This window comes from Phytobacter sp. V69 (genome assembly GCF_965644215.1).
GTDB lineage: Bacteria > Pseudomonadota > Gammaproteobacteria > Enterobacterales > Enterobacteriaceae > Phytobacter.
In genome coordinates, this window is sequence record NZ_CBFFRL010000060.1 from 1 (window position 1) to 26,574 (window position 26,574).

The 26,574-nt window shown below is 57.4% G+C and carries 32 protein-coding genes, 1 pseudogene and 1 riboswitch; of the genes and pseudogenes, 27 read left to right on the top strand and 6 right to left on the bottom strand.

What is annotated here, in order from left to right; all coding sequences use genetic code 11:
- Positions 1 to 64: 64 nt before the first annotated feature.
- The 21 genes and pseudogenes from ACSZPU_RS10610 to cobT all read left to right on the top strand — a co-directional run.
- Positions 65 to 514, top strand: a pseudogene (locus ACSZPU_RS10610) (helix-turn-helix transcriptional regulator); the annotation flags it as partial.
- A gap of 218 nt (positions 515 to 732) precedes the next feature.
- A riboswitch (cobalamin riboswitch) is annotated at positions 733 to 911 on the top strand.
- Between the two features lie 99 nt (positions 912 to 1,010).
- A complete protein-coding gene (locus ACSZPU_RS10615) occupies positions 1,011 to 2,390 on the top strand; it encodes a cobyrinic acid a,c-diamide synthase CobB (protein ID WP_498998349.1) in 1,380 nt (459 codons plus the stop codon).
- Positions 2,387 to 3,349 carry an adenosylcobinamide-phosphate synthase CbiB gene (cbiB, locus tag ACSZPU_RS10620; RefSeq protein ID WP_498998351.1) on the top strand — a complete coding sequence of 321 codons (963 nt, stop codon included), beginning with the start codon at positions 2,387 to 2,389 and terminating at the stop codon, positions 3,347 to 3,349. Before ACSZPU_RS10615 ends, cbiB begins: the two co-directional genes overlap by 4 nt.
- An 8-nt stretch (positions 3,350 to 3,357) precedes the next feature.
- Complete coding sequence (locus ACSZPU_RS10625) at positions 3,358 to 3,987, top strand: cobalt-precorrin-8 methylmutase (protein WP_498998414.1); 630 nt, start codon at positions 3,358 to 3,360, stop codon at positions 3,985 to 3,987.
- Positions 3,987 to 5,126: a cobalt-precorrin-5B (C(1))-methyltransferase CbiD gene (gene cbiD, locus ACSZPU_RS10630; protein ID WP_498998352.1), complete on the top strand. Its 1,140-nt coding sequence runs from the start codon at positions 3,987 to 3,989 to the stop codon at positions 5,124 to 5,126. Before ACSZPU_RS10625 ends, cbiD begins: the two co-directional genes overlap by 1 nt.
- The gene (gene cbiE, locus ACSZPU_RS10635) at positions 5,120 to 5,725 is read left to right on the top strand and encodes a precorrin-6y C5,15-methyltransferase (decarboxylating) subunit CbiE (protein ID WP_498998353.1); all 606 of its coding nucleotides are present in this window, start codon (positions 5,120 to 5,122) and stop codon (positions 5,723 to 5,725) included. The genes cbiD and cbiE overlap by 7 nt, the downstream gene beginning before the upstream one ends.
- Positions 5,715 to 6,284 carry a decarboxylating cobalt-precorrin-6B (C(15))-methyltransferase gene (locus ACSZPU_RS10640; RefSeq protein WP_498998355.1) on the top strand — a complete coding sequence of 190 codons (570 nt, stop codon included), beginning with the start codon at positions 5,715 to 5,717 and terminating at the stop codon, positions 6,282 to 6,284. Before cbiE ends, ACSZPU_RS10640 begins: the two co-directional genes overlap by 11 nt.
- A complete protein-coding gene (locus ACSZPU_RS10645) occupies positions 6,277 to 7,050 on the top strand; it encodes a cobalt-precorrin-4 methyltransferase (protein ID WP_498998358.1) in 774 nt (257 codons plus the stop codon). The genes ACSZPU_RS10640 and ACSZPU_RS10645 overlap by 8 nt, the downstream gene beginning before the upstream one ends.
- On the top strand, positions 7,031 to 8,086 hold the full coding sequence (gene cbiG / locus ACSZPU_RS10650; protein WP_498998360.1) for a cobalt-precorrin 5A hydrolase: 1,056 nt from the start codon (positions 7,031 to 7,033) through the stop codon (positions 8,084 to 8,086). The genes ACSZPU_RS10645 and cbiG overlap by 20 nt, the downstream gene beginning before the upstream one ends.
- Complete coding sequence (locus ACSZPU_RS10655; RefSeq protein ID WP_498998363.1) at positions 8,086 to 8,811, top strand: precorrin-3B C(17)-methyltransferase; 726 nt, start codon at positions 8,086 to 8,088, stop codon at positions 8,809 to 8,811. The genes cbiG and ACSZPU_RS10655 overlap by 1 nt, the downstream gene beginning before the upstream one ends.
- A complete protein-coding gene (locus ACSZPU_RS10660; RefSeq protein WP_498998367.1) occupies positions 8,808 to 9,593 on the top strand; it encodes a cobalt-precorrin-6A reductase in 786 nt (261 codons plus the stop codon). Before ACSZPU_RS10655 ends, ACSZPU_RS10660 begins: the two co-directional genes overlap by 4 nt.
- 10 nt (positions 9,594 to 9,603) lie before the next feature.
- Entirely contained in the window at positions 9,604 to 10,398 is a 795-nt protein-coding gene (gene cbiK / locus ACSZPU_RS10665) for a sirohydrochlorin cobaltochelatase (protein WP_498998370.1), read from the top strand.
- Positions 10,395 to 11,105, top strand: a complete 711-nt coding sequence (locus ACSZPU_RS10670; RefSeq protein WP_498998373.1) for a cobalt-factor II C(20)-methyltransferase — start codon at positions 10,395 to 10,397, stop codon at positions 11,103 to 11,105. The genes cbiK and ACSZPU_RS10670 overlap by 4 nt, the downstream gene beginning before the upstream one ends.
- Positions 11,102 to 11,839 carry a cobalt ECF transporter S component CbiM gene (gene cbiM, locus ACSZPU_RS10675; protein WP_498998375.1) on the top strand — a complete coding sequence of 246 codons (738 nt, stop codon included), beginning with the start codon at positions 11,102 to 11,104 and terminating at the stop codon, positions 11,837 to 11,839. The genes ACSZPU_RS10670 and cbiM overlap by 4 nt, the downstream gene beginning before the upstream one ends.
- Position 11,840: 1 nt before the next feature.
- Positions 11,841 to 12,122: an energy-coupling factor ABC transporter substrate-binding protein gene (locus ACSZPU_RS10680; RefSeq protein ID WP_498998377.1), complete on the top strand. Its 282-nt coding sequence runs from the start codon at positions 11,841 to 11,843 to the stop codon at positions 12,120 to 12,122.
- Positions 12,106 to 12,786, top strand: coding sequence for an energy-coupling factor ABC transporter transmembrane protein (locus ACSZPU_RS10685; protein WP_498998416.1), 681 nt, complete (start codon positions 12,106 to 12,108; stop codon positions 12,784 to 12,786). The genes ACSZPU_RS10680 and ACSZPU_RS10685 overlap by 17 nt, the downstream gene beginning before the upstream one ends.
- A gap of 8 nt (positions 12,787 to 12,794) precedes the next feature.
- The gene (locus ACSZPU_RS10690) at positions 12,795 to 13,610 is read left to right on the top strand and encodes an energy-coupling factor ABC transporter ATP-binding protein (protein ID WP_498998379.1); all 816 of its coding nucleotides are present in this window, start codon (positions 12,795 to 12,797) and stop codon (positions 13,608 to 13,610) included.
- The gene (locus ACSZPU_RS10695) at positions 13,607 to 15,130 is read left to right on the top strand and encodes a cobyric acid synthase (RefSeq protein ID WP_498998381.1); all 1,524 of its coding nucleotides are present in this window, start codon (positions 13,607 to 13,609) and stop codon (positions 15,128 to 15,130) included. The genes ACSZPU_RS10690 and ACSZPU_RS10695 overlap by 4 nt, the downstream gene beginning before the upstream one ends.
- Positions 15,124 to 15,669, top strand: a complete 546-nt coding sequence (cobU, locus tag ACSZPU_RS10700; RefSeq protein WP_498998383.1) for a bifunctional adenosylcobinamide kinase/adenosylcobinamide-phosphate guanylyltransferase — start codon at positions 15,124 to 15,126, stop codon at positions 15,667 to 15,669. Before ACSZPU_RS10695 ends, cobU begins: the two co-directional genes overlap by 7 nt.
- Positions 15,666 to 16,406 carry an adenosylcobinamide-GDP ribazoletransferase gene (cobS, locus tag ACSZPU_RS10705; RefSeq protein ID WP_498998385.1) on the top strand — a complete coding sequence of 247 codons (741 nt, stop codon included), beginning with the start codon at positions 15,666 to 15,668 and terminating at the stop codon, positions 16,404 to 16,406. The genes cobU and cobS overlap by 4 nt, the downstream gene beginning before the upstream one ends.
- 29 nt (positions 16,407 to 16,435) lie before the next feature.
- Complete coding sequence (gene cobT, locus ACSZPU_RS10710; protein WP_498998388.1) at positions 16,436 to 17,494, top strand: nicotinate-nucleotide--dimethylbenzimidazole phosphoribosyltransferase; 1,059 nt, start codon at positions 16,436 to 16,438, stop codon at positions 17,492 to 17,494.
- A 212-nt stretch (positions 17,495 to 17,706) separates the two neighbouring features.
- Here cobT and ACSZPU_RS10715 read toward each other — a convergent pair whose 3' ends face one another.
- Positions 17,707 to 18,018, bottom strand: a complete 312-nt coding sequence (locus ACSZPU_RS10715; RefSeq protein ID WP_498998390.1) for an ArsR/SmtB family transcription factor — start codon at positions 18,016 to 18,018, stop codon at positions 17,707 to 17,709.
- Between the two features lie 243 nt (positions 18,019 to 18,261).
- Between ACSZPU_RS10715 and fusA the strand changes: the two genes are divergently transcribed.
- Positions 18,262 to 20,364 (top strand): elongation factor G, encoded by a 2,103-nt coding sequence (gene fusA, locus ACSZPU_RS10720; protein ID WP_498998392.1) that lies wholly within the window; start codon positions 18,262 to 18,264, stop codon positions 20,362 to 20,364.
- Positions 20,365 to 20,621: 257 nt separating this feature from the next.
- Here the strand turns inward: fusA and ACSZPU_RS10725 are convergent, their stop codons facing one another.
- From ACSZPU_RS10725 to ACSZPU_RS10735, 3 genes are read right to left on the bottom strand one after another with little or no spacing between them, the layout of a single operon-like run.
- The gene (locus ACSZPU_RS10725) at positions 20,622 to 21,122 is read right to left on the bottom strand and encodes a DUF4865 family protein (protein ID WP_498998394.1); all 501 of its coding nucleotides are present in this window, start codon (positions 21,120 to 21,122) and stop codon (positions 20,622 to 20,624) included.
- Positions 21,119 to 21,508 (bottom strand): tautomerase family protein, encoded by a 390-nt coding sequence (locus ACSZPU_RS10730; protein ID WP_498998396.1) that lies wholly within the window; start codon positions 21,506 to 21,508, stop codon positions 21,119 to 21,121. The genes ACSZPU_RS10725 and ACSZPU_RS10730 overlap by 4 nt, the downstream gene beginning before the upstream one ends.
- A gap of 4 nt (positions 21,509 to 21,512) precedes the next feature.
- Positions 21,513 to 21,815 (bottom strand): carboxymuconolactone decarboxylase family protein, encoded by a 303-nt coding sequence (locus ACSZPU_RS10735; RefSeq protein WP_498998398.1) that lies wholly within the window; start codon positions 21,813 to 21,815, stop codon positions 21,513 to 21,515.
- 100 nt (positions 21,816 to 21,915) lie between these two features.
- Between ACSZPU_RS10735 and ACSZPU_RS10740 the strand changes: the two genes are divergently transcribed.
- From ACSZPU_RS10740 to ACSZPU_RS10755, 4 genes are all read left to right on the top strand, one after another.
- On the top strand, positions 21,916 to 22,800 hold the full coding sequence (locus ACSZPU_RS10740) for a LysR substrate-binding domain-containing protein (RefSeq protein WP_498998400.1): 885 nt from the start codon (positions 21,916 to 21,918) through the stop codon (positions 22,798 to 22,800).
- A 151-nt stretch (positions 22,801 to 22,951) separates the two neighbouring features.
- On the top strand, positions 22,952 to 23,098 hold the full coding sequence (locus ACSZPU_RS10745; protein WP_498998418.1) for an ash family protein: 147 nt from the start codon (positions 22,952 to 22,954) through the stop codon (positions 23,096 to 23,098).
- A gap of 18 nt (positions 23,099 to 23,116) precedes the next feature.
- Positions 23,117 to 23,566 carry a hypothetical protein gene (locus ACSZPU_RS10750; RefSeq protein WP_498998403.1) on the top strand — a complete coding sequence of 150 codons (450 nt, stop codon included), beginning with the start codon at positions 23,117 to 23,119 and terminating at the stop codon, positions 23,564 to 23,566.
- A 173-nt stretch (positions 23,567 to 23,739) separates the two neighbouring features.
- Entirely contained in the window at positions 23,740 to 24,768 is a 1,029-nt protein-coding gene (locus ACSZPU_RS10755) for an LLM class flavin-dependent oxidoreductase (RefSeq protein ID WP_498998405.1), read from the top strand.
- Between the two features lie 52 nt (positions 24,769 to 24,820).
- On the opposite strand, the gene ACSZPU_RS10760 is transcribed toward ACSZPU_RS10755, so the two are convergent.
- Together ACSZPU_RS10760 and ACSZPU_RS10765 are read right to left on the bottom strand one after the other, a co-directional pair.
- Entirely contained in the window at positions 24,821 to 25,156 is a 336-nt protein-coding gene (locus ACSZPU_RS10760; RefSeq protein ID WP_498998406.1) for a gamma-glutamylcyclotransferase family protein, read from the bottom strand.
- Between the two features lie 113 nt (positions 25,157 to 25,269).
- Positions 25,270 to 25,560 carry a DUF3601 domain-containing protein gene (locus ACSZPU_RS10765; protein ID WP_498998409.1) on the bottom strand — a complete coding sequence of 97 codons (291 nt, stop codon included), beginning with the start codon at positions 25,558 to 25,560 and terminating at the stop codon, positions 25,270 to 25,272.
- A gap of 113 nt (positions 25,561 to 25,673) precedes the next feature.
- Here ACSZPU_RS10765 and ACSZPU_RS10770 point away from each other — a divergent pair, with 113 nt between their 5' ends.
- Complete coding sequence (locus tag ACSZPU_RS10770) at positions 25,674 to 26,501, top strand: hypothetical protein (protein WP_498998412.1); 828 nt, start codon at positions 25,674 to 25,676, stop codon at positions 26,499 to 26,501.
- Positions 26,502 to 26,574: the final 73 nt, after the last annotated feature.

Consider the following 26,574-nt stretch of genomic DNA (forward strand, 5'->3'; position numbering starts at 1 on the left):
CCTCATTTCTCGCTGCCGTCCAGATCAGATGCATCGCTCTCTGGGCTAAAATCTTGTGACGACACTATCTAAGCTGATTGTCGAAAATTGTCTTAAAAAACAGCTCAATTTCGTCGTCATTAAAGATCAGCAACTGGCTCAGGAGGCGGGGCGAAGCAGCCGAAATCAGGGGCCACACGACAGTAAAATGAAGAAGGCGTTACGCTATATCGATGCCCATCTCTCGGACGAACTGCGTCTGGAGGATGTGGCGGCGCATGTTTATCTCAGCCCTTACTATTTCAGTAAGCTGTTCAAAAAATACCAAGGGATTGGTTTTAATGCGTGGGTAAATCGCCAGCGGATGGCGAGCGCAAAAGAAATGTTGTGTCACAGTGACTGGAGTATTGCCAGTATTGCGCGCAATTTAGGTTTTTCTCAAACGAGTTATTTTTGCAAAGTTTTCCGCCAGACATATCAGGTAACACCGCAGGTTTTTCGCCTGCAAAATAATGCAAACTATGACGGCGATTAAATTTCCGATAACAATATTTTGTTATTCACAATGGCAATAAAATCGCCTGAAAGGCAGTCAGAATAAGACATTAGGAAAAAGGTTGGACAATAAATTGTTATAGCGCAACAAATTATTGTCCTCGCAGGGATAAACTGAACCAGTTTTTATTTCCCTGATGCGATAGATTGCAGTCAGGAGCAAAATCACTTTTTCAGCAATATGCTGTATCAGTGAAATGAACAATGAAGCCAACAGGTTTGCCGCAGAATATCGCGGCTGGGAAGGGGGTAAGAATCCCCCGCAGCCCCCGCTGCTGTGATGCTGACGACCCCGTAATCACCACTGATCGCGAGATTGGGAAGGACGGGCGAGGACGACGCTAAGCCAGAAGACCGGCCTGATGGTTACTCTCAACAACTTCGGTGGGAAGTCGGTTGCTCAGACGCGTACAGTCATTGACTGGGACAACGCACAGCCTGGCACAGCCTTTCCACCCTGAACGGGGCTTTAAGGTATGTCTGACGGGCGTCGCGCCTTTATCCTTGCTGGTACCGGAAGTGGCTGTGGTAAAACCACCGTCACGCTCGGCCTGCTGAACGTTTTACAGCAGCGCGGTATGCGGGTGCAGCCTTTCAAAGTCGGCCCGGACTACCTCGATACCGCCTGGCATACCGCCGTAACGGGCGTGGAATCCCGCAATCTTGACAGCTTTATGCTGCCCGCCCCAACGCTGAATACGTTGTTTAACCAGCAAATGCACACCGCCGATATCGCCGTGATTGAAGGCGTTATGGGACTGTTCGATGGCTATGGTACTGACCCCAATTATTGCAGCAGCGCCGCGCTGGCGAAGCAGCTTGGCGTACCGGTCATCCTGCTGGTTGACGGTAAAGCGGTGTCGACATCTATCGCCGCCACGGTGATGGGATTTCAACACTTCGATCCGGCGCTCAACATTGCCGGCGTGATTGTTAACCGCGTCAACAGTGACAGCCATTTCCAGTTACTCAAACACGCCATCGAACACTATTGCGGTATTCCTGCGCTGGGCTATGTGCCCATCACCCCGGGCGTGGCATTGCCGGAGCGCCATCTGGGACTGGTCACCGCCCGTGAATCGGCCATCGATTCCCAGCCGTGGCGTGAATTTGCCGAACGCATCGCGCAAACGCTGGATATCGATAAGCTGCTTTCCCTGAGCTTGCTCGAGTCTTTACCGCAGGGGCAATGGCCCAAATTACCCGCGTGTGACGAAGGGAAGGGCTTGACGCTCGCACTGGCCGATGACGAGGCCTTCAACTTTTATTACCCCGATAACATTCAGTTACTGCGCAATGTGGGGGTGAAGATCGTACGCTTTAGCCCGCTGCATGACGTCGTGTTACCCGAATGCCAGATGCTCTGGCTCGGTGGCGGTTACCCGGAACTCCATGCCCGCACTTTGGCTGCCAATACGTCCATGCTCGAGGCTATCCGTTCGGCGCATCAGCGCGGCGTGGCGATCTACGCTGAGTGCGGCGGCCTGATGTATCTCGGCTCTACGCTGCGTGATGCCGAAGGCGACATTCATTCGATGGTGGGGGCGATACCCGGCCACAGTGAGATGGGCAAACGCCTGACCCGCTTTGGCTATTGTGAAGCCACCGCCAGTCAGCCCATGCTGCTGGCCGATGAAGGTGAAACATTACGTGGTCACGAGTTCCACTACTCCGATTTTACCCCTGAGCACGACGCAGTAATGCACTGCCAGAAAACCCGCGATGGCAAGATTTTGTCCCAGTGGCAGGGCGGCTGGCAGGTGGGCAACACCTACGCCAGCTATTTGCACATCCATTTTGCTCAACGTCCAGCCATGCTGAGTCGCTGGATTGCCGCCGCAAGGAGCGCGTTATGACGATTCTTGCCTGGTGCGCCGCATGGCTTCTTGACCGCTGGCTGGGTGATCCCCCGCACTGGCCGCATCCGGTCCGCTGGATTGGCGCACTGATCGTCCTGACTCAGCGCGCTGTTCGCCGGGTCTGTCATTCTGATACCGCGTTGCGTATCGGTGGTGGGGTGATGTGGCTGGTGGTGGTGGGCGTGACCTGGGGCGTGGCATACGGCGTGTTGACCCTCGCAGAATCTATTCATCCGTGGCTCGGCTGGTTTGTTGAGGTGTGGATGATCTACACCCTGCTGGCGGCGCGTTGCCTGGCGGATGCGGCGCGGGAAGTGGAACACGCCTTACTCCACGGCACGCTGGCTGAAAGCCGGGAGAAACTTTCCTGGATTGTCGGGCGTGATACCTCGCAACTTCAGCCGCCGCAGATCGCCCGCGCCGTAGTGGAAACCGTGGCGGAAAACGCCGTGGACGGCGTGATTGCTCCGCTGTTCTTTTTACTGTTGGGCGGCGCACCGCTGGCGATGGCCTACAAAGCGGTTAACACCCTCGATTCGATGGTCGGTTACAAACACGAAAAATATCGCGCCACCGGTATGGTGAGCGCACGTATGGATGACGTCGCCAACTTTATTCCGGCTCGCCTGAGCTGGCTGCTGTTAAGCGTTGCCGCCTGGCTTTGCCGCCTGAACCCGGCGCGCGCGTTTCGTATCGGCTGGCGCGACCGTCGCAATCACAGCAGCCCTAACTGTGCCTGGTCAGAAGCCACCGTCGCGGGGGCGCTTGGCATAAGGCTTGGCGGACCCAATGACTACTTCGGCCAGCGCGTCGAAAAGCCCTGGATTGGCGATGAGACCCGCGCCATCACCGTTGATGATATTTCGCAAACCATTCGCCTGATGTGGGTGGCCTCCACCCTGGCACTGGCCGTGTTTGCGCTGACGCAATTTACGCTGGCAGGAGCAGCAATCTGATGAAAACAATGGATTATTTACAGCAACCTCAGGCTATTGAGGACAAAAGTTTTGTCATTATTGGCGACATCATTCGCGAAACACGGCCTGACTACCGTTTTGCCAGCCCTCTGCACGAAGCCATCATCAAACGTGTGATTCACACGACCGCCGATTTCGACTGGCTGGACATCCTGTGGTTTTCTCCGGACGCGCTGGAAAGCTTGGGCAGCGCGATCCGCAGCGGCTGCACGCTTTACACCGACACCACCATGGCCCTTTCTGGGATCAACAAAACCCTGCTGGCAAAATTCGGCGGTGAGGTGAAGTGCTATATCAGCGACCCGCGCGTGGTGCGTAAAGCAAAAGAAGAAGGGATCACCCGCTCGATGGCGGCAGTGGATCTGGCGCTTAGTGAAGTGGGCGAGAAAGTCTTCGTCTTCGGTAACGCCCCCACCGCGCTGTTCCGTTTACTGGAGCAAAACGGCCAGGTTCGCGGTGTGGTGGGTGTCCCGGTTGGCTTCGTCGGCGCGGCGGAATCGAAAGATGCACTGGTAGAAAGCGGCTTGCCGGGAATTGCCGCACTCGGACGTAAAGGTGGCAGCAATGTGGCGGCGGCGATTGTTAACGCCTTTTTGTATTACATGCGGGAGGCGTAATGAGCGAAGAGACGTTCGATGCCCCGGTGTGGCACAACGGCAAGGCGCTACGCAAAGGCTATACCACCGGTTCTTGTGCGACGGCGGCAGCAAAAGTCGCCGCGCTGATGGTCCTGCGCCAGCACATCATTCACCAGGTGTCGATTGTCACGCCGTCTGGCGTCATGCTGCGTCTTAACGTTGAATCGCCGCATATTGAAGGCCAGCAGGGCATCGCCGCGATCCGCAAAGACGGTGGCGATGATGTGGATGCGACCCACGACATGCTGATCTTTGCCCGCGTTACGCTGAACGACGGCGGCGAGATTGTCCTCTCCGGTGGCGAAGGCGTGGGCACGGTGACCCGCAAAGGTATTGGCCTGCCGGTCGGCAGTGCCGCCATTAACCGTACGCCACGCCAGACCATTGAAGCAGCCGTACGTGAGGTGATCGGCCCGTCGCGCGGCGCGCAGGTGGAAATCTTTGCCCCGGAAGGGGAAGAACGGGCGCAAAAAACCTACAACAGCAGGCTCGGTATTCTGGGTGGGATCTCAATTATTGGCACCACGGGCATTGTCACGCCGATGTCCGAAGAGAGCTGGAAACGCTCGCTCTCGCTGGAACTGGAGATCAAACGCGAAGCCGGGCTGGAGCGGGTGGTGCTGGTGCCGGGCAACCACGGGGAGCGTTTTGTCCGCGAGCAGATGGGGCTTTCCAGCGACATTGTAGTCACCATGAGCAACTTCGTGGGTTACATGATTGAAGAGGCGGTGCGCCTTGGCTACCGACAAATTGTGCTGATTGGGCACCCGGGCAAACTGGTGAAAATCGCCGCCGGGATCTTCCACACTCACAGCCATATCGCCGATGCGCGTATGGAAACGCTGGTGGCACATCTGGCGCTTCTCGGCGCCCCTCACGACCTGCTGCTCAAAGTGAGTGAGTGCGATACCACCGAAGCAGCGATGGAACACATCGATGCGGCGGGTTTCAGCCACCTCTATAACCATCTGGCGCAACGTATCTGCCAGCGCGTCATGCTCAACCTGCGCTTTACCAAAAATCCGCCCCAGTGCGACGCCATCATGTTCTCGTTTGATAACCATATCCTCGGCTCGAACCGTCCGTTCCAGGAGATTGTGGAGGATTTGCAATGCTGACCGTCGTAGGCATGGGGCCCGCTTCACTGACATTAATGACTCCGATGGCGCAGGACGCTGTCGCGCAGGCGGATGTGCTGGTCGGCGGTAAACGCCATCTTGAACAGTTTCCGGATTTTGCCGGTGAACGGCGTGTGCTGGATGCCGACATCCCGGGATTAGTGCGCTGGATTGCTGAGCAGTCTCATCAGCATGTGGCGGTGCTGGCCTCCGGCGATCCGCTGTTTTATGGCATTGGCAAACGACTGGTGGCGGAGTTCGGCATTGAACAGGTGCGCATTATTCCCGGTATCAGCGCCGTGCAGTACCTGTGCGCGAAGACCGGCATCGATATGAATGATATCTGGCTGACCAGCTCCCACGGGCGCGATGTGGATTTTGACGCCTTAGCCCGTTCCCCGAAAACCGCGATGGTGACCGATGCCCGCTGCGGGCCACGGGAAATTGCCGCTGCCCTGGTGGCGCGCGGTGAGGGAGAACGCTTGCTGGTGATTGGTGAAAATCTGGCGATGGACAACGAACGTATCCACTGGCTGCCTGCCCGTGACGTCCATGCGCACTATGAAATGAATGTGGTGGTGATCCTCAATGAAAGATGAACTGTTTTTACGCGGTGAAAGTGTCCCGATGACCAAAGAAGTGGTCCGTGCGCTGGTGCTCTCGCGGCTGAACTTATCCGCTGCCCGCCATTTTATTGATATTGGCGCAGGCACGGGCAGCGTCTCGATTGAGGCTGCCGTCTGCCACCCGCAGTTACAGGTGACCGCCATCGAGCGTAATCCGGCGGCGCTGGGGCTGCTGGAAGAGAACTGCCAGCACTTCGGCTGTCGCAATATCACTATTGTCCCCGGTGTGGCGCCGCTGTTTGTCGAACAGCCCGCCGACGCGGTCTTTATGGGCGGCAGCGGTGGCAACCTGACCCAACTGATTGACTGGTCTTTGGCCCAACTGATCCCCGGCGGTCGCTTGGTGATGACCTTTATTTTGCAGGAGAACCTCAGCAGTGCGCTGAGTCACCTCGCCGCCTGCCGGGTCGCCGCGCTGGACTGCCAGCAAATTCAGGTTTCACTTCTTCATGCGTTGGGCAGCGGCCACTACTTCAAACCGAATAACCCTGTTTTTGTGATTTCCTGCGAGAAGGAAGAGTCTCATGGCTGAAAAATTTGATGCGCAAATCGTCTGGTTTGTCGGGGCTGGCCCCGGTGACCGCGAGCTGATCACCCTGAAAGGATACCGCCTGTTGCAGCAGGCACAGGTCGTCATTTATGCGGGCTCGCTCATTAATACCGAACTGCTCGACTACTGTCCCCCGGGTGCTGAGTGTCACGACAGCGCAGAACTGCACCTGGAACAGATCATCGACCTGATGGAAGCCGGAGTGAAGGCAGGCAAAGTAGTGGTGCGCCTGCAAACGGGCGATGTCTCCCTGTACGGTTCCGTGCGTGAACAAGGGGAAGTGCTGACCGAACGCGGTATCCAGTGGAGGGTTGTTCCCGGCGTGAGTGCCTTCCTCGGGGCGGCGGCAGAACTGGGCGTGGAATACACCGTGCCGGAAGTATCGCAGAGCCTGATCATCACCCGCCTGGAGGGGCGCACCCCGGTTCCGCCGCTGGAACAACTGGAGTCCTTTGCCAGCCACCAGACGTCGATGGCGATTTATCTCTCCGTACAGCGCATTAACCGGGTTGCAGAGCGCCTGATCGAAGGCGGCTACCCGGCAACCACGCCGGTGGCGGTGATCTATAAGGCCACCTGGCCGGAAAGCCAGACGGTGCGCGGCACCCTCGCGGACATCGCCGACAAAGTGCGCGATGCCGGCATTCGTAAAACCGCACTGATCCTCGTTGGCGCATTTCTTGGCGAGGAGTACCACTACTCACGTCTTTATGCGGCGGACTTTAGCCATGAATACCGTAAAGCCTGAATCTATCGCGCTGTTCTGCCTGACGCCTGGCGGTGTTGCCCTGGCGAACCGGCTGAAACTGGCGCTACCCATGACCTGCTACACCAGTGAGAAATTGCTGGAAGAGGGGTTTGTGCCGTTCGACGGCGGTTTTGCCCAGTCGCTGCGTGATGCTTTCACCCAGCACTCCGCGCTGGTGTTCATCGGTGCGACCGGGATTGCCGTACGCGTGCTGGCGCCGCTGGTGAACGACAAGTTCAGCGACCCGGCGGTGATCGTTATTGATGAGCGCGGCCTGCACGTGATCAGCCTGCTTTCCGGCCATTTTGGCGGGGCGAATGAGCTGGCCCGTTACCTGGCGGGCGTTTTGGGTGCGGATCCGGTGATCACCACCGCGACGGATGTCAACGAACTGGCGGCGCTCGATACCCTGGTCTGCCAGCTGGATGCGCGCATGGAGGATCTGCGCACGGCAGTAAAGACCATCAACCACTGGCTGGTCAGCGGCGAACGCATCGGCCTGTGGTGTGAAGACGCATTGCGCGATGAAGTCGAACGCTGCGACACGCGCGAGTTTATTCCGGTGGCGTCTCTTGATGATGTGCCTGAGCTGACTGCGCTGGTCTGCGTGACCGTGCAATCTGATCTGCCCGAGCTTGCGCTGCCGGTTTACAAACTGGTTCCCCGGCGCGTGGTGGCGGGCATTGGCTGTCGTCGTGATACCCCGTTTGCGGTGGTATCGGGGCTGCTTAAGCAGCAGTTGCAAGCGCAGTCTTTCGACCCGCTGGCGTTGCGTGCAATTGGCAGCATCACCCTGAAAGAGCATGAAAAAGCGCTCACACAACTGGCGGAAAGCCTGCGTGTGCCGTTTGAAATTTTTACCGCTGATGCCCTGCGTCAGCATGAACATCGCTTCCCCGCCTCTGATTTTGTGCGTCAGACCACCGGTGTGGGAAGCGTATCCGGACCCGCAGCCTGGCTGATGAGTCGTGGGCAATTGGTTGGCGAGACCCTGCGTGAACAGGGCGTCACTATTACTTTGGGAGTTTCACACTGATGTTAACTGTTATCGGGATTGGCCCTGGCTCACAGGCAATGATGACCATGGAGGCGATTGAAGCCTTGCAGGCGGCGGAAATTGTGGTGGGTTACAAAACCTACACCCATCTGGTGAAAGCCTTTACCGGCGACAAGCAGGTGATCAAAACCGGCATGTGCAAAGAGATTGAGCGCTGTCAGGCGGCGATTGAACTGGCGCAGGCCGGGCATAACGTGGCGCTGATCAGCAGCGGTGATGCCGGGATTTACGGCATGGCGGGTCTGGTACTTGAGCTGGTCAGTAAGCAGAAACTGGACGTAGAAGTGCGCCTGATCCCTGGCATGACCGCCAGTATCGCAGCGGCTGCACTGCTTGGCGCACCGCTGATGCATGACTTCTGCCATATCAGCCTCAGTGACTTGCTGACCCCGTGGCCGGTTATTGAAAAACGCATTGTTGCCGCCGGGGAAGCCGACTTTGTTATCTGCTTCTACAACCCGCGCAGCCGTGGCCGCGAAGGGCATCTTGCGCGCGCCTTCGAACTGCTGGCGGGCAGCAAAAGCCCGGAAACCCCGGTGGGGATTGTCAAATCTGCCGGACGTAAAAAAGAAGAGAAGTGGATAACCACCCTTGGCGAGATGGACTTTGAACCGGTCGATATGACCAGCCTGGTGATTGTTGGCAACAAAGCGACCTACGTGGCGGATGGCCTGATGATCACACCAAGAGGTTATTCCCTGTGAGTGCAGGCGACGTACTGGTGATCGGTGGTACCAGCGATGCGCGGGCCATTTGCCAGCAGCTTGACACCGCCGGGGTGCGCTACACCCTGTCGGTGGCGACACCCACCGGGCAGCACCTGGCGGGAGACATTCGCGGCGAGGTGCGCTGTGGGCGAATGGATCCCGATGCCATGCTGAGCTGGCTTGCGGATAACCAGACGCGCTGGGTGGTGGATGCGTCTCACCCCTATGCCGAGGTGGTTAGCCAGAACATCGCCGAAGCCTGTCGCCAGGCAAACGTACTGTTGAGCCGTTACCAGCGCCCGGAACAACTGGCGGAGCTGGAACATCCGCTGCTGCACAAGGTCGCCTCGATTGACGAAGCCTGTGACGTCGCGCGCGGCCTCGGGCAGCGCGTGTTGTTGACCACCGGCAGCAAAGACCTGGCGCTCTGGCGCGCGGGGCTTGGCGAGAAGACCTTGCTGGCGCGAGTGCTGCCCGTTGCCGATGTGATGGTGCAATGCGCCGAAAGCGGTTTTGGCGTTGGCGAGATCTTTGCCATGTGCGGGCCGTTTAGCGCGCAGTTCAACGCCGCCTTTTACCGCCAGTGCCGTGCGGACGTGATGATCACCAAAGCCTCCGGTGCGGAAGGCGGGTATCAGGAAAAGGTTCAGCCGTGTCTGGAAGCGGGGATCCCCTGCATTGTTATTACACGCCCGCAGCCTGCGGTTTCGGGTGATGAGTTACTGGAAAGCCAGGATGCATTTTCGCAGCGGCTGCTGCGCTGGCTCGCCACACAGTGAGGAAAAGAACATGAAAAAAGCGCTTCTGGTGGTGAGTTTCGGCACCAGCTACCACGACACCTGTGAAAAGAACATTGTCGCCTGCGAACAGGAGCTGGCCGCCAGTTGCCCGGATCGCACGCTGTTTCGGGCATTTACCTCCGGGATGATCATTCGCAAGCTTAAGCAGCGCGACAACCTGCACATCGACACCCCGTTACAGGCGCTGCAAAGGGTGGCCGATCAGGGTTATCAGGATGTGGCTATTCAGTCGTTGCACATCATCAACGGTGACGAATACGAAAAAATCGTCCTTGAGGTGCAAACCCTGCGGCATCTGTTTAAACGGATGGTGATTGGCGCGCCGCTGCTCAGCAGTCACGACGATTACATGCACCTGATGCAGGCGCTGGCTCGCCAGATGCCGGTGCTGGCAGACGGCGAAAAAGTGGTTTTTATGGGCCACGGTGCCAGCCATCATGCCTTCGCGGCTTACGCCTGCCTCGACCATATGATGGCGGCGCACCGCTTCCCGGCCCGTGTCGGCGCGGTGGAAAGCTATCCGGAAATCGATGTGGTGATCGACAGTTTACGCCACGAAGGTATCAGTGCGGTACACCTGATGCCGCTGATGCTGGTCGCAGGCGATCACGCCATTAACGACATGGCATCCGATGAAGAAGACTCGTGGAAAACGCAGTTTGAACGGGTCGGCATTGCCGCCACGCCTTGGTTACAGGGGCTGGGGGAAAACCCGGCCATCCGCGCGATGTTTGTTTCACATCTGCATCAGGCACTGAGCCAGTCACTGGAGGTAGCGGCATGAGCGGCAGACTGTACGCATTAGGAATTGGCCCCGGTGCCAGCGATCTGCTTACCGTTCGTGCGGCGCGCATTCTTGGCAAGCTCGATGTGCTCTATGCCCCGGCGGGGCGCAAAGGGGGCGACAGCCTGGCGCTCTCTATCGTGCGGGAATATCTGGGTGAGCAGACGGAAATCCGCTGCACTCATTTCCCGATGAGTGCCGACAGCGCAGAAAAAGAGGCCGTCTGGGATGAAGTGGCGGCTGCGCTTGCCGCAGAAACCCAGGCCGGAAAACAGGTGGGTTTCATCACCCTGGGCGACGCCATGTTGTTCAGCACTTGGGTTTTCTTGTTGCAGCGTCTTGGGCGTCCTGACTGGCTGGAAATCGTGCCGGGGGTGACCTCGTTTGCCGCCATTGCCGCACGCACCCAAACCCCGCTTGCCATGGAGCAACAGTCGCTGGCGGTGGTCTCCTGTACCGCGCCGGAGGACGAAATAAAACAGGCACTGGCAAACCACGACAGCCTGGTGCTGATGAAAGTCTATGGCCGCTTCGCGCGCATCAAAGCGTTGCTGGCCGACGCCGGATTGCTTGACCGCGCATTAATGATGGCCGAAGCAACCCTGGCGGGAGAGCAGTGCTGGCGACAGCTCGCTGAGGTGAGCGACGATCAGGCACTCCCGTATTTTTCGACGATTCTGGTAAATAAACAGTGGGAGAAGGTATGAAACTGGAACAACAGCTTAAACGCTTGTCGTTAAGCGGGCTGGCAGCAGGCCTGTTGCTGCTTGTTGTACCGGAGCAGGCGTTTGCCATGCATATCATGGAAGGCTTTTTACCGCCGATGTGGGCGCTGGCCTGGTGGATTTTGTTTTTGCCCTGCCTGTGGTACGGGCTGGTGCGTCTGCGCCGTATTGTCTCGGAAGACAGCAACCAGAAGGTGCTGCTGGCGCTTTGCGGTGCGTTTATTTTCGTGCTGTCGGCGCTGAAAATCCCGTCGGTGACCGGCAGTTGCTCGCACCCGACAGGTGTAGGACTGGCGGTGATCCTCTTCGGGCCGGGCGTAGTGGCGATTCTCGGTGCCATCGTTCTGCTGTTTCAGGCACTGCTGCTGGCGCACGGTGGCCTGACAACGCTTGGTGCGAACGGTATGTCGATGGCGGTGATTGGGCCAATCGTCGGCTATATGGTGTGGAAAATGGCCTGCCGCGCAGGTATTCGTCGTGATGTCGGGGTCTTCTTGTGCGCCATGCTCGCCGACCTGGTGACCTATTTTGTCACCTCTGTGCAGCTTGGCGTGGCCTTCCCGGACCCGCAGGCTGGCGCAATGGGCTCAACCATCAAATTTATGGGTATTTTCTGCCTGACCCAGATCCCGATTGCTATCGCCGAAGGCCTGCTCACGGTGATGATCTACGACCAGCTCACCAAACGTCAGCTGATCGCTGCACAAGGACATTAAGATGAAAAAGACACTGATTTTGCTTGCGATGGTTATCGCGCTGGTGATTCTGCCGTTCTTTATTAATCACGGCGGCGAATACGGTGGTTCTGACGATCAGGCAGAAGGCCAGATTCAGGCCGTCGACCCGAACTATAAGCCCTGGTTTGAACCGCTGTATGAGCCTGCCAGCAGTGAAATTGAAAGCCTGCTCTTTACCCTGCAAGGGTCGATCGGTGCGGCGGTCATTTTCTACATCCTGGGCTATATGAAAGGCAGACAGCGTGTTGACGAACGGGCTTGATCGGCTGAGCTACCAGAGCCGCTGGTTCAGTGTCGCTCCGGAGCGCAAATTCTTTCTCTGGCTGGCGATGATGGTACTGGCGTTTTCCCTGCCCCCGGTCGGGCAGGGGGCGTTGCTGTTGGTGCTGGCGGCGTTTACCTGCTGGCTGCTGCGTATTTCGTTCTGGCGCTGGCTGCGCTGGATGGCAATCCCCATTGGTTTTCTGCTGGTGGGGGTACTGACAATATTGTTCAGCATCACCCAGGATCCTCAGCATCTGCTGGTGGGTATTCCACTGGGAGGCTACTGGCTGGGGGTTTTGCCAGAAGGGCTATTGATGGCCAATACGACCCTCTGGCGCAGCCTGGCAGCGCTGGCGGCGACCTTCTGGCTGGTGCTGAATTTGCCGTTTCCGCAGCTCATCGTGTTGCTCAAAAAAGGGCGAGTGCCGCGGCTGTTGACCGAGCAAATATTGCTGACCTGGCGGTTTATCTTCATCCTGCTGGAAGAGGCCGCGGCAATTCACCGGGCGCAAACCCTGCGCTTTGGTTATCGCACGCTGCCATTAGGATACCGCTCGCTGGCGATGCTGGTTGGGCTTTTATTTACCCGCGTGTTGCTGCGCTACAAAGAGATGGCAACCACGCTGGATATCAAACTCTATCAGGGTGATTTTCACCTGTAAGGAATGGCATGCTGTCGACCGACGGGCTGTGGTTCAGTTATCAGGACGAGCTCACCCTGAAAGGGCTCACGCTCGATTTTTCCCGCCAGCCGGTCACCGGGCTGGTGGGGGCGAACGGCTGCGGAAAATCGACGCTGTTTATGAATCTGAGCGGTATTTTACGCCCGCAACAAGGGGCGGTGCTGTGGCAGGGAAAACCGCTTGATTATAGTAAGCGCGGGCTGCTTGCGCTGCGCCAGCAGGTGGCGACTGTGTTTCAGGATCCCGATCAGCAGATTTTCTACACCGACATCGACAGCGACATCGCCTTTGCCCTGCGCAATATTGGGGTAGCGGAAGACGAAATTGCCCGGCGTACCGACGATGCGCTCACGCTGGTAGATGCGCAAGCTTTTCGCCATCAGCCGATTCAGTGCCTGAGTCACGGGCAGAAAAAGCGCGTCGCCATTGCCGGAGCGCTGGTCTTGCAGGCGAAATATCTGCTGCTGGATGAACCGACTGCCGGGCTGGATCCCTCCGGGCGTACGCAGATGATCGCGATTATTCAGCGTATTGTGGCGCAGGGGAATCATGTGGTGGTTTCCAGCCATGATATTGATTTGATTTATGAGATTTGCGATGCGGTGTATGTTCTACGCCGCGGCGAAATGCTGGCGTACGGTACGCCGGGCGAGGTGTTTGCCCAAAAAGCGCAAATTGAACAGGCCGGGTTAACGCAACCCTGGCTGGTAAAACTGCATACCGAACTGGGTATGCCGCTGTGCAAAAGCGAAGCCGAATTTTATACCCGCATGCGGGCAACCCACATTAAGGAGGCGTCATGACGCTGGCGATTATGCTGCAGGGCACGGCATCAGACGTGGGAAAAAGCGTGCTGGTGGCGGGGCTGTGCCGCATCCTGTACCAGGATGGATTAAAGACCGCTCCCTTTAAATCGCAGAATATGGCGCTCAACTCGGGTATTACCCCGGATGGGCAGGAGATGGGGCGCGCGCAGATTTTTCAGGCAGAGGCAGCAGGGATTGTGCCGGATGTGCGCATGAACCCGGTTCTGCTCAAACCTACCAGCGATCGCAAAGCACAGGTGGTGCTGATGGGCAAAGTGGCGACCGATATGGACGCTGTGAGCTATCACGAATACAAACCGCGCCTGCGTGAGCAGATTATCAGCGTCTATCAGAGTCTGGGGCACGAGTACGATGTCATTGTGCTGGAAGGGGCGGGCAGCCCGGCGGAGATTAACCTGCGCGATCGCGATATCGTCAACATGTGCATGGCGGAGATGGCCGGTTGCCCGGTGGTGCTGGTGGCGGATATCGACAGGGGCGGTGTTTTCGCCTCGATTTATGGCACCCTGGCGCTACTGCAGGAACACGAACGGTGGCGCGTGAAAGGGGTCATCATTAATAAATTCCGTGGCGACGTTGCCCTGCTGACGCCCGGTATCAAGCAAATTGAAGAGCTGACCGGGGTGCCGGTGCTGGGTGTGATGCCGTGGCTGGACGTCGATTTAGAAGATGAGGACGGCGTGGCGTTGCAGCGTGGCAAATACCTGCGCACCGGGGTGCGGGCCATTGATATCGCGGTGGTGCAGTTGCCGCACATTTCGAATTTCACCGATTTTAACGCTCTTGCCGCGCAACCGGACGTACGTGTGCACTACGTGCACTCGCCGCAAGAGTTGCAAAATACCGACCTGGTCATCCTGCCCGGCAGCAAAAATACGCTGGGGGATCTCACCTGGTTGCAGGAGAGCGGGCTGGCGCAGGCGGTCCTACAGAAAAATCGTCAGGGTGTGCCGGTACTGGGGGTCTGTGGCGGCTACCAGATGCTGGGCGAAACCATTGTCGATGAGGTGGAATCCGGCCTTGGCACGCTACCAGGTCTGGGGCTGCTGAATACCGTCACCCATTTTGCGCAGAACAAAACCACCACCCTGGTGGCGGCCTCCGTTCAGGGAGATCTGCCCGGGCTGCTGGCGGGCTGTGGGGATATTGCGCTGCACGGTTACGAAATCCATATGGGGGAAACCACTCTGCTGGATGGGTGTCGCCCGGTGCTGTGGCTGGAAAAAGAAGGGCAGCGCATTGCCGATGGCGCGGTCAGCGAGAACGGGCTGGTGTTTGGCACCTATCTGCACGGGCTTTTCGACAGCGACGATTTTACCCGCACGCTGATTAACGCGCTGCGTGAGCGCAAAGGCTTGCCGCCGCTGGATAGTACGGTGGATTATGCCCACTACAAAGCGCAGCAGTTTGACCTGCTGGCAGACGCCATGCGCAAGAACATCGACATCGACAGGATTTATCAGATTATGCATCAACATCAGGAAAGCGCATGTTAACGCTGGTTACGGGCGGGGCGCGCAGCGGCAAAAGCCATCACGCCGAATCGCTGGTGGCAAACGCAAAGGGCGTTCTCTATATCGCCACCTCGCAAATTTTTGACGAGGAAATGGCGGCCCGCATTCAGCACCATCGGGACGGCCGCCCGGCGCACTGGCGCACCGAAGAGCGCTGGCAGGATCTGGCCGATATCATCACCGCCGATAATTCGCCGGACGAAGCCATTCTGCTGGAGTGTATTACCACGATGGTAACCAACCTGCTATTCGCGCACGGTGGCGACAGCGACCCGGACGGCTGGGACTATGCGCTGCTGGAAGCGCGGGTGCAGGAAGAGATCGAGCGCTTAATTGCCGCCTGTGAACGTTGCCCGGCACCGGTGGTGCTGGTGACCAACGAAGTGGGAATGGGCATTGTGCCGGAGAACCGCCTGGCGCGGCATTTTCGCGATATCGCCGGACGGGCGAATCAACGTCTGGCACAGGCGGCGGATAACGTCTGGCTGGTGGTGTCGGGGATTGGAGTCAAAATCAAATGATCAGGCTGTTTTTTGCCACACTGTCGTTTATCAGCCGTTTGCCGGTGCCCGCTCGCCTGGTTCAGGGGCTGGATGTCGAAGATTACGTGCGCGGTATCGTCACTTTCCCGTTTGTCGGCGTGGTGCTTGGCGGCATTAGCGGCGGTCTGTTTATGCTGCTGCAACCCTGGAGTGGCGCACCGTTGGCGGCACTGTTTGCGGTCCTGGCGCTGGCGTTACTGACCGGTGGCTTTCATCTTGACGGATTAGCGGATACCTGTGATGGCGTCTTTTCTGCCCGTACACGTGAGCGGATGCTGGAGATCATGCGTGATAGCCGTTTGGGCACGCACGGCGGGCTGGCGCTGGTGTTCGTGTTAGTGGCGAAAATCCTGGTGGTCAGCGAACTCTCCCTGCGTGGGCTTGCTATGCCAGCAGCGTTCGCTGCGGCCTGCGCTGCCGGGCGCGGTTGCGCGGTGGTGATGATGTACGGCCATCGCTATGCCCGTGAAGAGGGGCTGGGCAATTTGTTTATCGGCAAAGTCACCTTCACGCAGACGGTTATCACCCTGGCGTTTGCGCTGCTGGTGGCGGTGGGGCTTGAAGGCTGGCGAGGCCTGACGGCGCTACTGATAACCGTGCTGGCGATTTTTCTGCTTGGCCTGATGCTTAAACGCACGCTGGGCGGGCAAACGGGCGACACCCTGGGTGCTGCCATTGAACTGGGTGAACTGGTCTTCCTTCTGGCGCTGCTCTGAGCGGCGCCTTACAACTACTGAGAATTCCTATGCAAACACTGACTTCTTTACTGGCAGCAATTCCCGCGCTCGATCAGGGTGCGATGGCGCAGGCACAACAGCATATTGATGGTTTACTCAAGCCGCCCGGCAGCCTGGGGCGTCTGGAGTCGCTGGCGGTGCAGCTCGCCGGGATGCCGGGGTTAGGCGGTAAGCCGCAGTCAGGGAAAAAAGCCATCATTGTGATGTGTGCCGATCACGGTGTCTGGCATGAAGGGGTGGCGATTTCGCCGCAGATCGTGACCGCCATTCAGGCGGCGAACATGACCCATGGCACTACGGGCGTTTGCGTGCTGGCGGCGCAGGCCGGAGCGAAAGTACATGTGCTGGATGTCGGTATTGATAGCGATCCGATCCCAGGGCTTGTGAACATGAAGGTTGCGCGCGGCAGTAACAACATCGCGCAGGGCCCGGCGATGAGCGCCGTGCAGGCGCAGGAACTGTTGCTGGAAACTATCCGCTATACCCGCGAACTGGCTGCTGATGGCGTGCAGCTTTTTGGCGTGGGCGAGCTGGGTATGGCGAATACCACGCCTGCGGCGGCGATTGTCAGCGTGCTGACAGGGGAAGCGCCGGAGTCGGTGGTGGGTATCGGCGCGAATTTGCCGGAATCTCAGCTTGGGCATAAAGCGCAGGTGGTGTGTCGCGCCATTGAGATCAACAAGCCTGATGCGAACAATGGGTTGGACGTGCTGGCGAAGGTGGGTGGTTTTGACCTGCTGGGGATGACGGGTGTGATGATTGGCGCCGCGTCGTGCGGCCTGCCGGTGGTACTGGACGGGTTCTTGTCCTATGCTTCGGCGCTGGCGGCCTGCCGTATTGAACCGAAGGTGAAAGATTACCTGATCCCGTCGCATTTTTCGGCAGAGAAAGGGGCGCGTATTGCCCTGCAAAACCTAGGTCTCGAGCCGTATCTCAATATGGGGATGCGTCTGGGCGAAGGCAGCGGCGCGGCATTAGCGATGCAGCTGGTGGACGCCGCTTGCGCGATGCACAACAAGATGGGGACGCTGGCTAACAGCAATATTGTGTTGCCAGAGACGAAGTAAGATTTTCCCGGTGGCGCGTGCTTACCGGGGACACGTGATGGTTTTGTAGCCCGGATAAAGCGTTTACGCCGCATCCGGGAATGTCCCCGGTGGCGCGTGCTTACCGGGGCTACGCGATGGTTTTGTAGCCCGGATAAGGCGTTTGCGCCGCATCCGGGAATGCCACCAACGGCGCGACGTGGTTTTCTTCCTGGAGGCTGGGGAAAGGGGACTTATCTCCCCGCCTGCATCACCTGCAACAACGTATCCAGCAGCCCTGGAAAACGGGCATCCAAATCTTCCCGGCGCAGCGAAATCATATTCTCCCGCCCCTGCGGGCGCTGCCAGACCACGCCGCTGTCGCGCAACACGCGCCAGTGATGGGTCATGGTGGACTTTGCCACCTCTTCCGGGCGCAACGCATTGCAACTCAGCTCACAGCCATCGGCGAGGCGCTTGAGCATCGCCAGGCGCAGAGGGTTTCCAAGAGCAAAAAGGACGTTTTCCAGCAATATTTGTTCGGGTTCAGGGTGGTTCGCAATCATAGTCTTCCTAGGTCGGCGGTTGCTCTGCTCATCACAAGCAGCAGCCCGTATCGGCGGCTGGCCGGTAATATACCCGATGCATACAGGCTCGGCTATGCGCCAGGCATCAGGTCTGACAATCTCAATGATAGCCCAATATTTTAAAATAGTACTAGAATACTCGTACAGTTGGACTATTATAGTCAGCGAAGCATAACCGGCCGCATCGGCCACTTACATTGTCAAACTGACTAAGGACGCATCATGCCCCGACCCATCCCCCTCGAACGTTATCGCAACATCGGTATCTCCGCGCACATCGATGCCGGTAAAACGACAACCACAGAGCGCATCCTGTTTTACACCGGGATGAGCCACAAACTGGGTGAAGTACACGATGGCGCGGCAACAACCGACTGGATGGCGCAGGAGCAAGAACGCGGAATTACCATTACATCCGCGGCGGTAAGCTGCTTCTGGCCTGGTATGGACAGAGGTTACGAGCCGCATCGCATCAATATCATCGACACCCCAGGGCACGTGGATTTCACTATTGAAGTGGAACGCTCGATGCGCGTACTGGACGGCGCAGTCATGGTCTATGACTCCGTTGGTGGCGTCCAGCCGCAATCGGAAACCGTCTGGCGGCAGGCCAACAAATACCATGTGCCGCGCCTGGCGTTCGTCAACAAAATGGACCGCCCCGGCGCGGATTTCTTTCGCGTGGTGCAGATGATGATCGACCGCCTGAAAGCCAATCCGGTGCCGATTGTTATCCCTATCGGTGCAGAAGAGCATTTCACCGGTGTGGTGGACCTCATCAAAATGCGCGCCATTGTGTGGGACGACGCCACTCAGGGCATGACCTTTAGCTATGCACCTGTGCCGGATGCGTTATTGACCACCGCCCAGGAATGGCGTGAAAAAATGGTCTCTGCGGCAGCCGAAGCCAGCGATGAGCTGATGGATAAATACCTGGAAACAGGCGATCTGGATGAAGTGGAAATCATTGCCGGGCTACGTAAACGCACGGTGGCTGGGGAAATCCAGCCGATGCTGTGCGGTAGCGCCTTTAAAAACAAAGGCGTGCAACGCATGCTCGACGCGGTGATTGAGCTGATGCCATCGCCGCTGGATATTCCGGCGATTCAGGGTGTGGACGAAAAAGGTCAGCCTGCGGAACGCCATCCGAGCGACGACGAGCCGTTTTCGGCCCTGGCGTTCAAATTGATGACCGATCCGTACGTCGGCCAGTTGACCTTTATCCGTGTCTACTCCGGCGTGCTGAAAAAAGGTGACGCGGTGTGGAATCCGGTGAAAGGCAAAAAAGAGCGTATTGGCCGTATCGTGCTGATGCACGCCAACGATCGCCATGAAGTCGACGAACTGCGAGCGGGCGATATTGCTGCCTGTGTCGGGTTGAAAGACGTGACCACCGGCGACACCCTGAGTGACCCGGATGCGGTGATCACCCTGGAGCGTATGGAGTTTCCGGAACCAGTGATTTCGCTGGCGATTGAACCGAAAACCAAAGCTGACCAGGAAAAAATGGGTATCGCGTTGCAGCGGTTGGCGTCGGAAGACCCGTCGTTCCGCCTGCACACTGACGAAGAGTCCGGCCAGACCATCATTTCCGGGATGGGCGAGTTACACCTCGAAATTATCGTCGACCGTATGAAGCGTGAGTTTGGCGTGGAGGCGAACATTGGGCGTCCGCAGGTCACTTATCGTGAGACGTTGCGTAAAGCGGTGAAAGAGATTGAAGGGAAATTTGTCCGCCAGTCCGGCGGTAAAGGGCAGTACGGTCATGTTGTGCTGAGCCTTGAACCGCTGGCGCCGGGCAGTGGCTTCGTGTTTGAAGATGCCACCAAAGGCGGCGTGGTACCGCGTGAGTACATTCCATCCGTGGAAAAAGGGCTACGCGAAGCCATGAACAACGGCGTGCTGGCGGGTTATCCGGTGGTGGACGTGAAAGCGACCCTGACGTTTGGTTCGTATCACGATGTCGACTCCTCGGAAATGGCTTTCCGCATGGCGGCGATCTTTGGCTTTAAAGATGGCGCACGTAAAGCGGATCCGGCGATCCTTGAGCCGATCATGCATGTGGAAGTGGAAACGCCGGAAGAGTACGCCGGGAACATTATGGGCGACCTCTCTTCCCGTCGCGGGATGGTGCAGGGTATGGAGGAGCGTTTCGGTAGCCAGATTATCCGCGCCGACGTGCCGCTGGCGGAGATGTTTGGTTACTCCACCACGCTGCGTTCCATGTCGCAAGGCCGCGCGACCTACAGCATGGAGTTCCACCATTACGCGGAAGCGCCGCGCAATGTGGCGGACGACATCATCGCCAGTCGCGCCAAAGCGTAATCTATTGGTTGTAAAACAAAACCCCGCTTCGGCGGGGTTTTTTATAGGCGCATTTTGAGCAGTAAGATCGTTCGGCCTGTACCGGGGGGCACTTCGCCGACTGGGGCTACAAATACCCCATGGCGGCAAATATCCCGTAGCCCGGATAAGGCGTTCACGCCGCCATCCGGGAATTGTCCCCGGTGGCGCTTCGCTGACCGGGGCTACGGTCGTTTTCGTCGGGGGTGAGGGGGAGCAAACCGCACTACGCCCCCAAACTACCCCTCACTGGCCACATAGCCAATCCGGTAATTCTCGCGACCCAACTGCGGTGCAGCGCCAACATCCACCTGCAACCACTGCCAGCGGCTCACATCCCACGCGCAAAGCTGCCCCTCTGGCGGCAAGGTCGACAGGTCACTATGCGTTGCAATCGGCAGCTTTCTCATCGACAGCCAGGCGGCATTGTGCACCTCATCGATACCGGGAAGACGCAGCGCCAGCCAGGTATCAATCTGCGGCCAGCCAAAATCCTCCGTCAGCTTTTTAAAGCCAGGACTCTGTAAAAAGCGCGCCATTGCTTCGGCATTTTTCCAGACATACAGCGGAGCATAGCGGTTCTCCCCACAATGCGCATCCTCGCGCCGGGAGAAGAGATACGTCTTAAACAGCAGGCCCGGAAAACCGTCCAGCTTCGCGCCATTTTCCCGGATGCGCGTCTCGACAATCGCCATGTCGTAGTCGGCAGGCAGGGTAAATCGGTATTGCATCACAATCATTGCGCGTCCTCCGACAGCAGTCGGCCCTGGCTGAAACTCCACTTATCGACGGTATTGAACTGGATCATTACCATCACATCATCCGGATGAATATCCAGCGCGCTTTGCAGCCGTTGGCACAGCACGCGGCACAGGCGTTGCCTCTGTTCGCGGGTGCGCGGTTTACCGGCCAGGATATGAAACTGGATGAAATTGTCGCTGCGCCCGCCGCTTTTATAGTGGCGGTCAAACACCCGCTGGTTGGTTGGTAGTGCTTCAAACACCTGAAAACGGTCGCCGGGCGGGACGGAAAACTCGTCCTCCAGCGTCTGCTGCAGGATGTCGGAAATCTGCGTTACCTGCGCGTCGTTATACCCCTGACGCAGGGTGATACGGGTGAAGGGCATGCGCTTACTCCTCTTCCAGGCAACCAAGGGCGGATACCGCCGCAGGCCAGCCCGCGTAGAACGCCAGGTGGGTGAAGGCTTCGGCTATCTCTTCACGGCTCAGGCCATTTTGCTGTGCGAAATTGATATGCCAGGGGAGTTGCTGTACACGGCCCAGCGCCGTCAATGCACCCAGCGTGATCAGGCTGCGCTCGCGCGGGGAAAGCGCCTCACGTTTCCAGATATCATTGAACAGCACTTCCTGACTGAGCTCGGCCAGCTTCGGCGCGACGCGGGCCAGGGTTTCACGATCGAGGGACTTCGCCATGGTGTTCTCTCCGTATTGACAGTGAGGCGATTCTGGCGCGATATTTTCATCCTGAAAATCAAATTATCCACGACTAACCATCCCGTATTTCAGGACGATAATGGACAAACTTCCCCTGACGCTCGACCTCGACGCCCTGCGCAGTTTCGTGACCGGCATTGAGTGCGGCAGCTTTGCGCTGGCGGCAACCCGCCTGTGTCGTTCAACCTCGGCGGTGAGTGCGCAGCTTAAAAAACTGGAACAACAGTGCGATGCCGAACTGGTGGTAAAGCAGGGCCGCCATCTGGCGTTGACCCGCAACGGTGAGATCCTGATGGGCTACGCCCGTCGCCTGCTGGCGCTAAATGATGAAGCGCTGCGGGCGCTGAAAGGCGAACTGCTCCAGGGGGAGATCCGCATTGGTATGCAGGAGGATTTTGGCGAATCGCTGATGCCCGGCATTCTGGGAGAATTCAAGCGCCACCATCCGGGGCTGCGGATCATCGCCCGGGTGGATCGCAACCTGGCTCTGCTCTCAGCGCTCGATGACAACTCGTTGGATATGGCACTGCTGTGGCAGCCGGAAAACGCGCCGCGCGAGGGCAAGCTACTCGGCCAGTGCCAGCTGGAGTGGATACAGCATCCGGAGCTGGATATCAGCACGCTGTTGGCACAGGGCGAGCCGCTGCCGCTGGTGATGTTTGAACATCCGTGCATAATGCGCTCGCGCGCTACTGCCTGTCTGGATCGGGCGGGCATTGCCTGGCGAGTGGTGTTTGTCAGCCACAGTCTGAGCGGTATCTGGGCGGCGGTGCAGGCGGGGTTGGGTATCACGTTGCGTACGCGTGTCGGGATGCCGGGCAATCTGCGCGTGGCGGGACGTGTTCTGCCGTCGCCGGGAAATTTGGGGATTACGCTTGAACAGGGGCGGGGAAATGCGGCGGATAGCGGTGCGCGGGCGATGCTGGCGCAACTGATGGAAGCGGCGTTGTTGAATGTAAGATAAGTTGTATTCCGTTCTGCGAGATGCCTTCCAGAAACTGCCTTGATGTCAGTAGGTTAACGCGCTATTGTTGGCCCGCATCTGCAAAATCAGCTGCCGGGATTGGAACCCTGAATACTTCACTGACGATATATAGCGCAGCTGCGCTTTTTGTATCGCGCGTACGGCTACACAAAATTCAATGGTGGGCCGGACGGGGGCGCCGCAAGGCGCGCCGGTGTCAGTGAGGCCGGTAGTTCCAACCCTGTCTGGTTCCACCACCCAAGAGATTGGAACCTCTGGTGGTGGGTATAATTTCTGACTCACTGGAGGCGGCCCTATGGCTACGACCCTTACCCCGATTTACCCGTTAATTACCATCCGACTCAGAACGCCGGATTTCACCGTACTGGCCGATAACTGCGATCGCGCCGCACTGACGCTTATCGACAGCGACAATGTGTACCAGCATCCGGGTCTGTACGACCGCTTGAGCGAGTCTCTTGCGCTGCTGCGCCCGACCCTGAACGAGCCGATCCCGGCGCACCTGATTCATGAATTTATCGCCGATGCGCTTCCCGATAGCATCCCGCGTTTTGAACCCGACGCTGAAACCCTGTGCGAGTATTGTCTGGCGCTGGTGAAGGTGCTGAATGAACGATCGCTGTCGAGTGAAACCGGGAACACGTTGCGAGGGCTGCTGTGCGAACTGGTGTGGTTCTTTGCCGGGGAGCTGAAAGCGCCGCGGTGGGTGAGGGGAGAAGAGACTATTGAACCGATAGCGCATTGATCGCCCGGCGAGGGGGAAACCTCTCGCTGATTGCCTTGCCACGATGTTGGTCAATTAATTTGATGCATTATGTTAAACAAACGATATTTATTCTCATCGGGGAATGCGTAGAGTAGTGAGCATCAAAGGCAGCGAAGCCCTGCCGAATCTCCCTGAGAATAAGGACCCACGTCATGAAAAAGATCGGATTTTTGTCATTTGGTCACTGGACGCCGTCGCCGCAGTCGGGAACCCGTTCGGCCGCTGACGCGCTGCTGCAATCCATCGATCTGGCTGTTGCCGCCGAAGAACTGGGTGCCGACGGCGCGTATTTCAGGGTGCATCACTTTGCCCGTCAGTTGAGTTCACCGTTCCCGCTGCTGGCGGCGATCGGGGCGAAAACCAGCAAAATTGAGATTGGCACTGGTGTTATCGACATGCTCTACGAAAACCCGCTCTATATGGCGGAAGATGCGGGTGCGGCCGATTTGATTTCTGGTGGGCGTTTGCAACTGGGCATCAGCCGTGGCTCCCCGGAGCAGGTTATCGATGGCTGGCGTTACTTTGGCTATCAGCCTGCGGAAGGGGAAAACGAAGCAGATATGGCGCGTCGTCACACCGAGGTGCTGCTGGATACGCTGCGCGGAGAAGGGTTTGCGAAACCGAATCCGCAGCCGATGTTCCCGAACCCGCCGGGCCTGCTCCGCCCGGAGCCGTACTCTGAAGGGCTGCGCGAGCGTATCTGGTGGGGCGCAGGCTCTAACGCCACGGCGGTATGGGCGGCGAAGCTGGGGATGAACCTGCAAAGCTCGACGCTGAAAGATGGCGAAACCGGCGAGTCGTTCCATATTCAGCAGGCAAAACAGATCCGCGCCTATCGTGAAGCCTGGGCAGAAGCGGGGCATTCCCGTACGCCGCGCGTTTCGGTCAGCCGCAGTATTTTTGCTCTGATGAACGATCAGGACCGCATGTATTTCGGTTCAGGCCGTGATGACAGCGATAAAGTCGGTTTCCTCGATGAGAAAACCCGTGCGATCTTCGGGCGCAGCTTTGCCGCTGAGCCGGACAAGCTTATCGAACAGCTGAAACAGGATGAGGCGATCGCCGAGGCTGACACCTTATTGCTGACGGTGCCGAATCAGCTGGGCGTGGGGTACAACGTGCATGTGATAGAGTCCATCCTGAAACATGTTGCTCCGGCGATGGGCTGGCGCGACGCATAAAGCCTACAACGCCTCGCACTGTTTAACAGGCGAGGCGTTTTATTCAGGTCGCTTACGGGTGGGGTTGCGGCTGTAGCTGATAAATCCATGCGGTGAGCTGCTCGCCATTCGCGGCGGTGACGTCAACCTCAACGCGATCGTAGCCATCTTCGAATTCATCGAGCATCGGCCAGTGTGCCTCAAGGTTAGCGGAGATAAACAGATAACCCTGGACCTGCGGCCCGTTCTTCTGCAAAACGATCCCCGGAAAATCCGCCGCTGCACCCCAGCCGCGTTCATAAAACGTGCCCGTCACATACCCCGGCAGCCATTCGCCACCAATGTTTTCCAGAATATAAGCATTAGAGTGGCCCGGACGTAGCGTCCCGTAGACAAACAAGCGTTCCATTTTTCCTCGTTAGCTCCCACAATATCGTAAGAAATGTCTTCAAAGCTGGAGCTTATCACGCGTGCGGCAACCCGCTCCTCATCGCGTTTTGTTATCGCTGTGCGACGAATGCATTACCAGAAACGCCACCACGGACTATGTTCAACAAAGTACTGGTCGAGATGCCCTGTGATGTGGCCTTGTTCTTCCGGGATAGCCTGCAACCTGACGTGCACGACCTTTCCTTTGATCCTAAAGAACAGCGACAGGCCGCTTTCATACACCAAAAAACTTGAACCAATAAACTTCCAGACTTCTCCTTCACAACGCGTGGTCCTGTCGTAATCGACGAAAGTTTTCCCCACTTTATAGTACGTTCCGGCGACCAGGTGTCCGTAGGATTGTTTAAGCTGGCGGGTGTCCATGTGGCGGTTCCTTATCAGTGACCTGTACATGATCCATGCTATATCTTCACGCTTACGTATATGTAAGATGGATGCTCCAGGGAATACTCCATAACAGCAGGAGCCAGATAAATATGGAAGGTAGATTAATTTTCTGTTCGGATTCAATACTGCGCTTTCGCTCTGATTATGATGAAACAACAGCACTTCCGTTGCGATCAATTCAGAAAACCCTTTCAGATAGCGATTCCTTTTTTCTTCTCCGGTTCTTTCGTCATTCCGTGATCATTGAAGAAGGCACTACGCTGGCAAATATCTTTTTTGCCATAGAGCCCTGGAAGGAACTGCTGGCCGCTTATTTAGATCGGGATGTCGAAGCCTACATCGACGAAATAAAGAAACCGTCCAAACCCACGACATGGGATCTGGAGTGGATTGGTATCGATCGCCGAAGCTCGGTCTATCGGGCATATCAGCATCAGGATCGGGAAGAAGACGAGGATTTTACCGCCTGGCTCAACCGTGAACGGATCCCCACAGACCAATTTGAGATTGAAAGTAGCTGCGATGCTTCTGGCTTTATCAAAGGCGATAAAGAGCGCTGGAGCCTTAGCGAAAATATCCACGAAATCAAAAACCTGCCTGTCATCCTCTATAACAAACAAACCCTGATGACCTTGCAGAAAGATGGCTTGTTACAGGAAAGCGTTTCAGGCGTCGTTCCGGCAGATCGCAGCTATTTTGTTTGTGGCGACACCTCTTATTCATTCTGTGAGGTGATGGAAGCAATTTTTATTAGCGGTTTGTTTTTTCATTCTCCACGAGTGGCGACAAACAACTTTGAAGAGTTAAAAGAGACGCTGGCAGGGCTGGAAAATGAGCTGTCTGAACCGCCCCGGGAATCCTGGAGACTAGATAGTGTCGTCACGAGGATAAAAATCATTGATAATAGGGCCTTCTAGATAGTGTCGTCACGAGGATAAAAATCATTGATAATAGGGCCTTCTAATCAGAAGGCCCTATTATCATGACTAT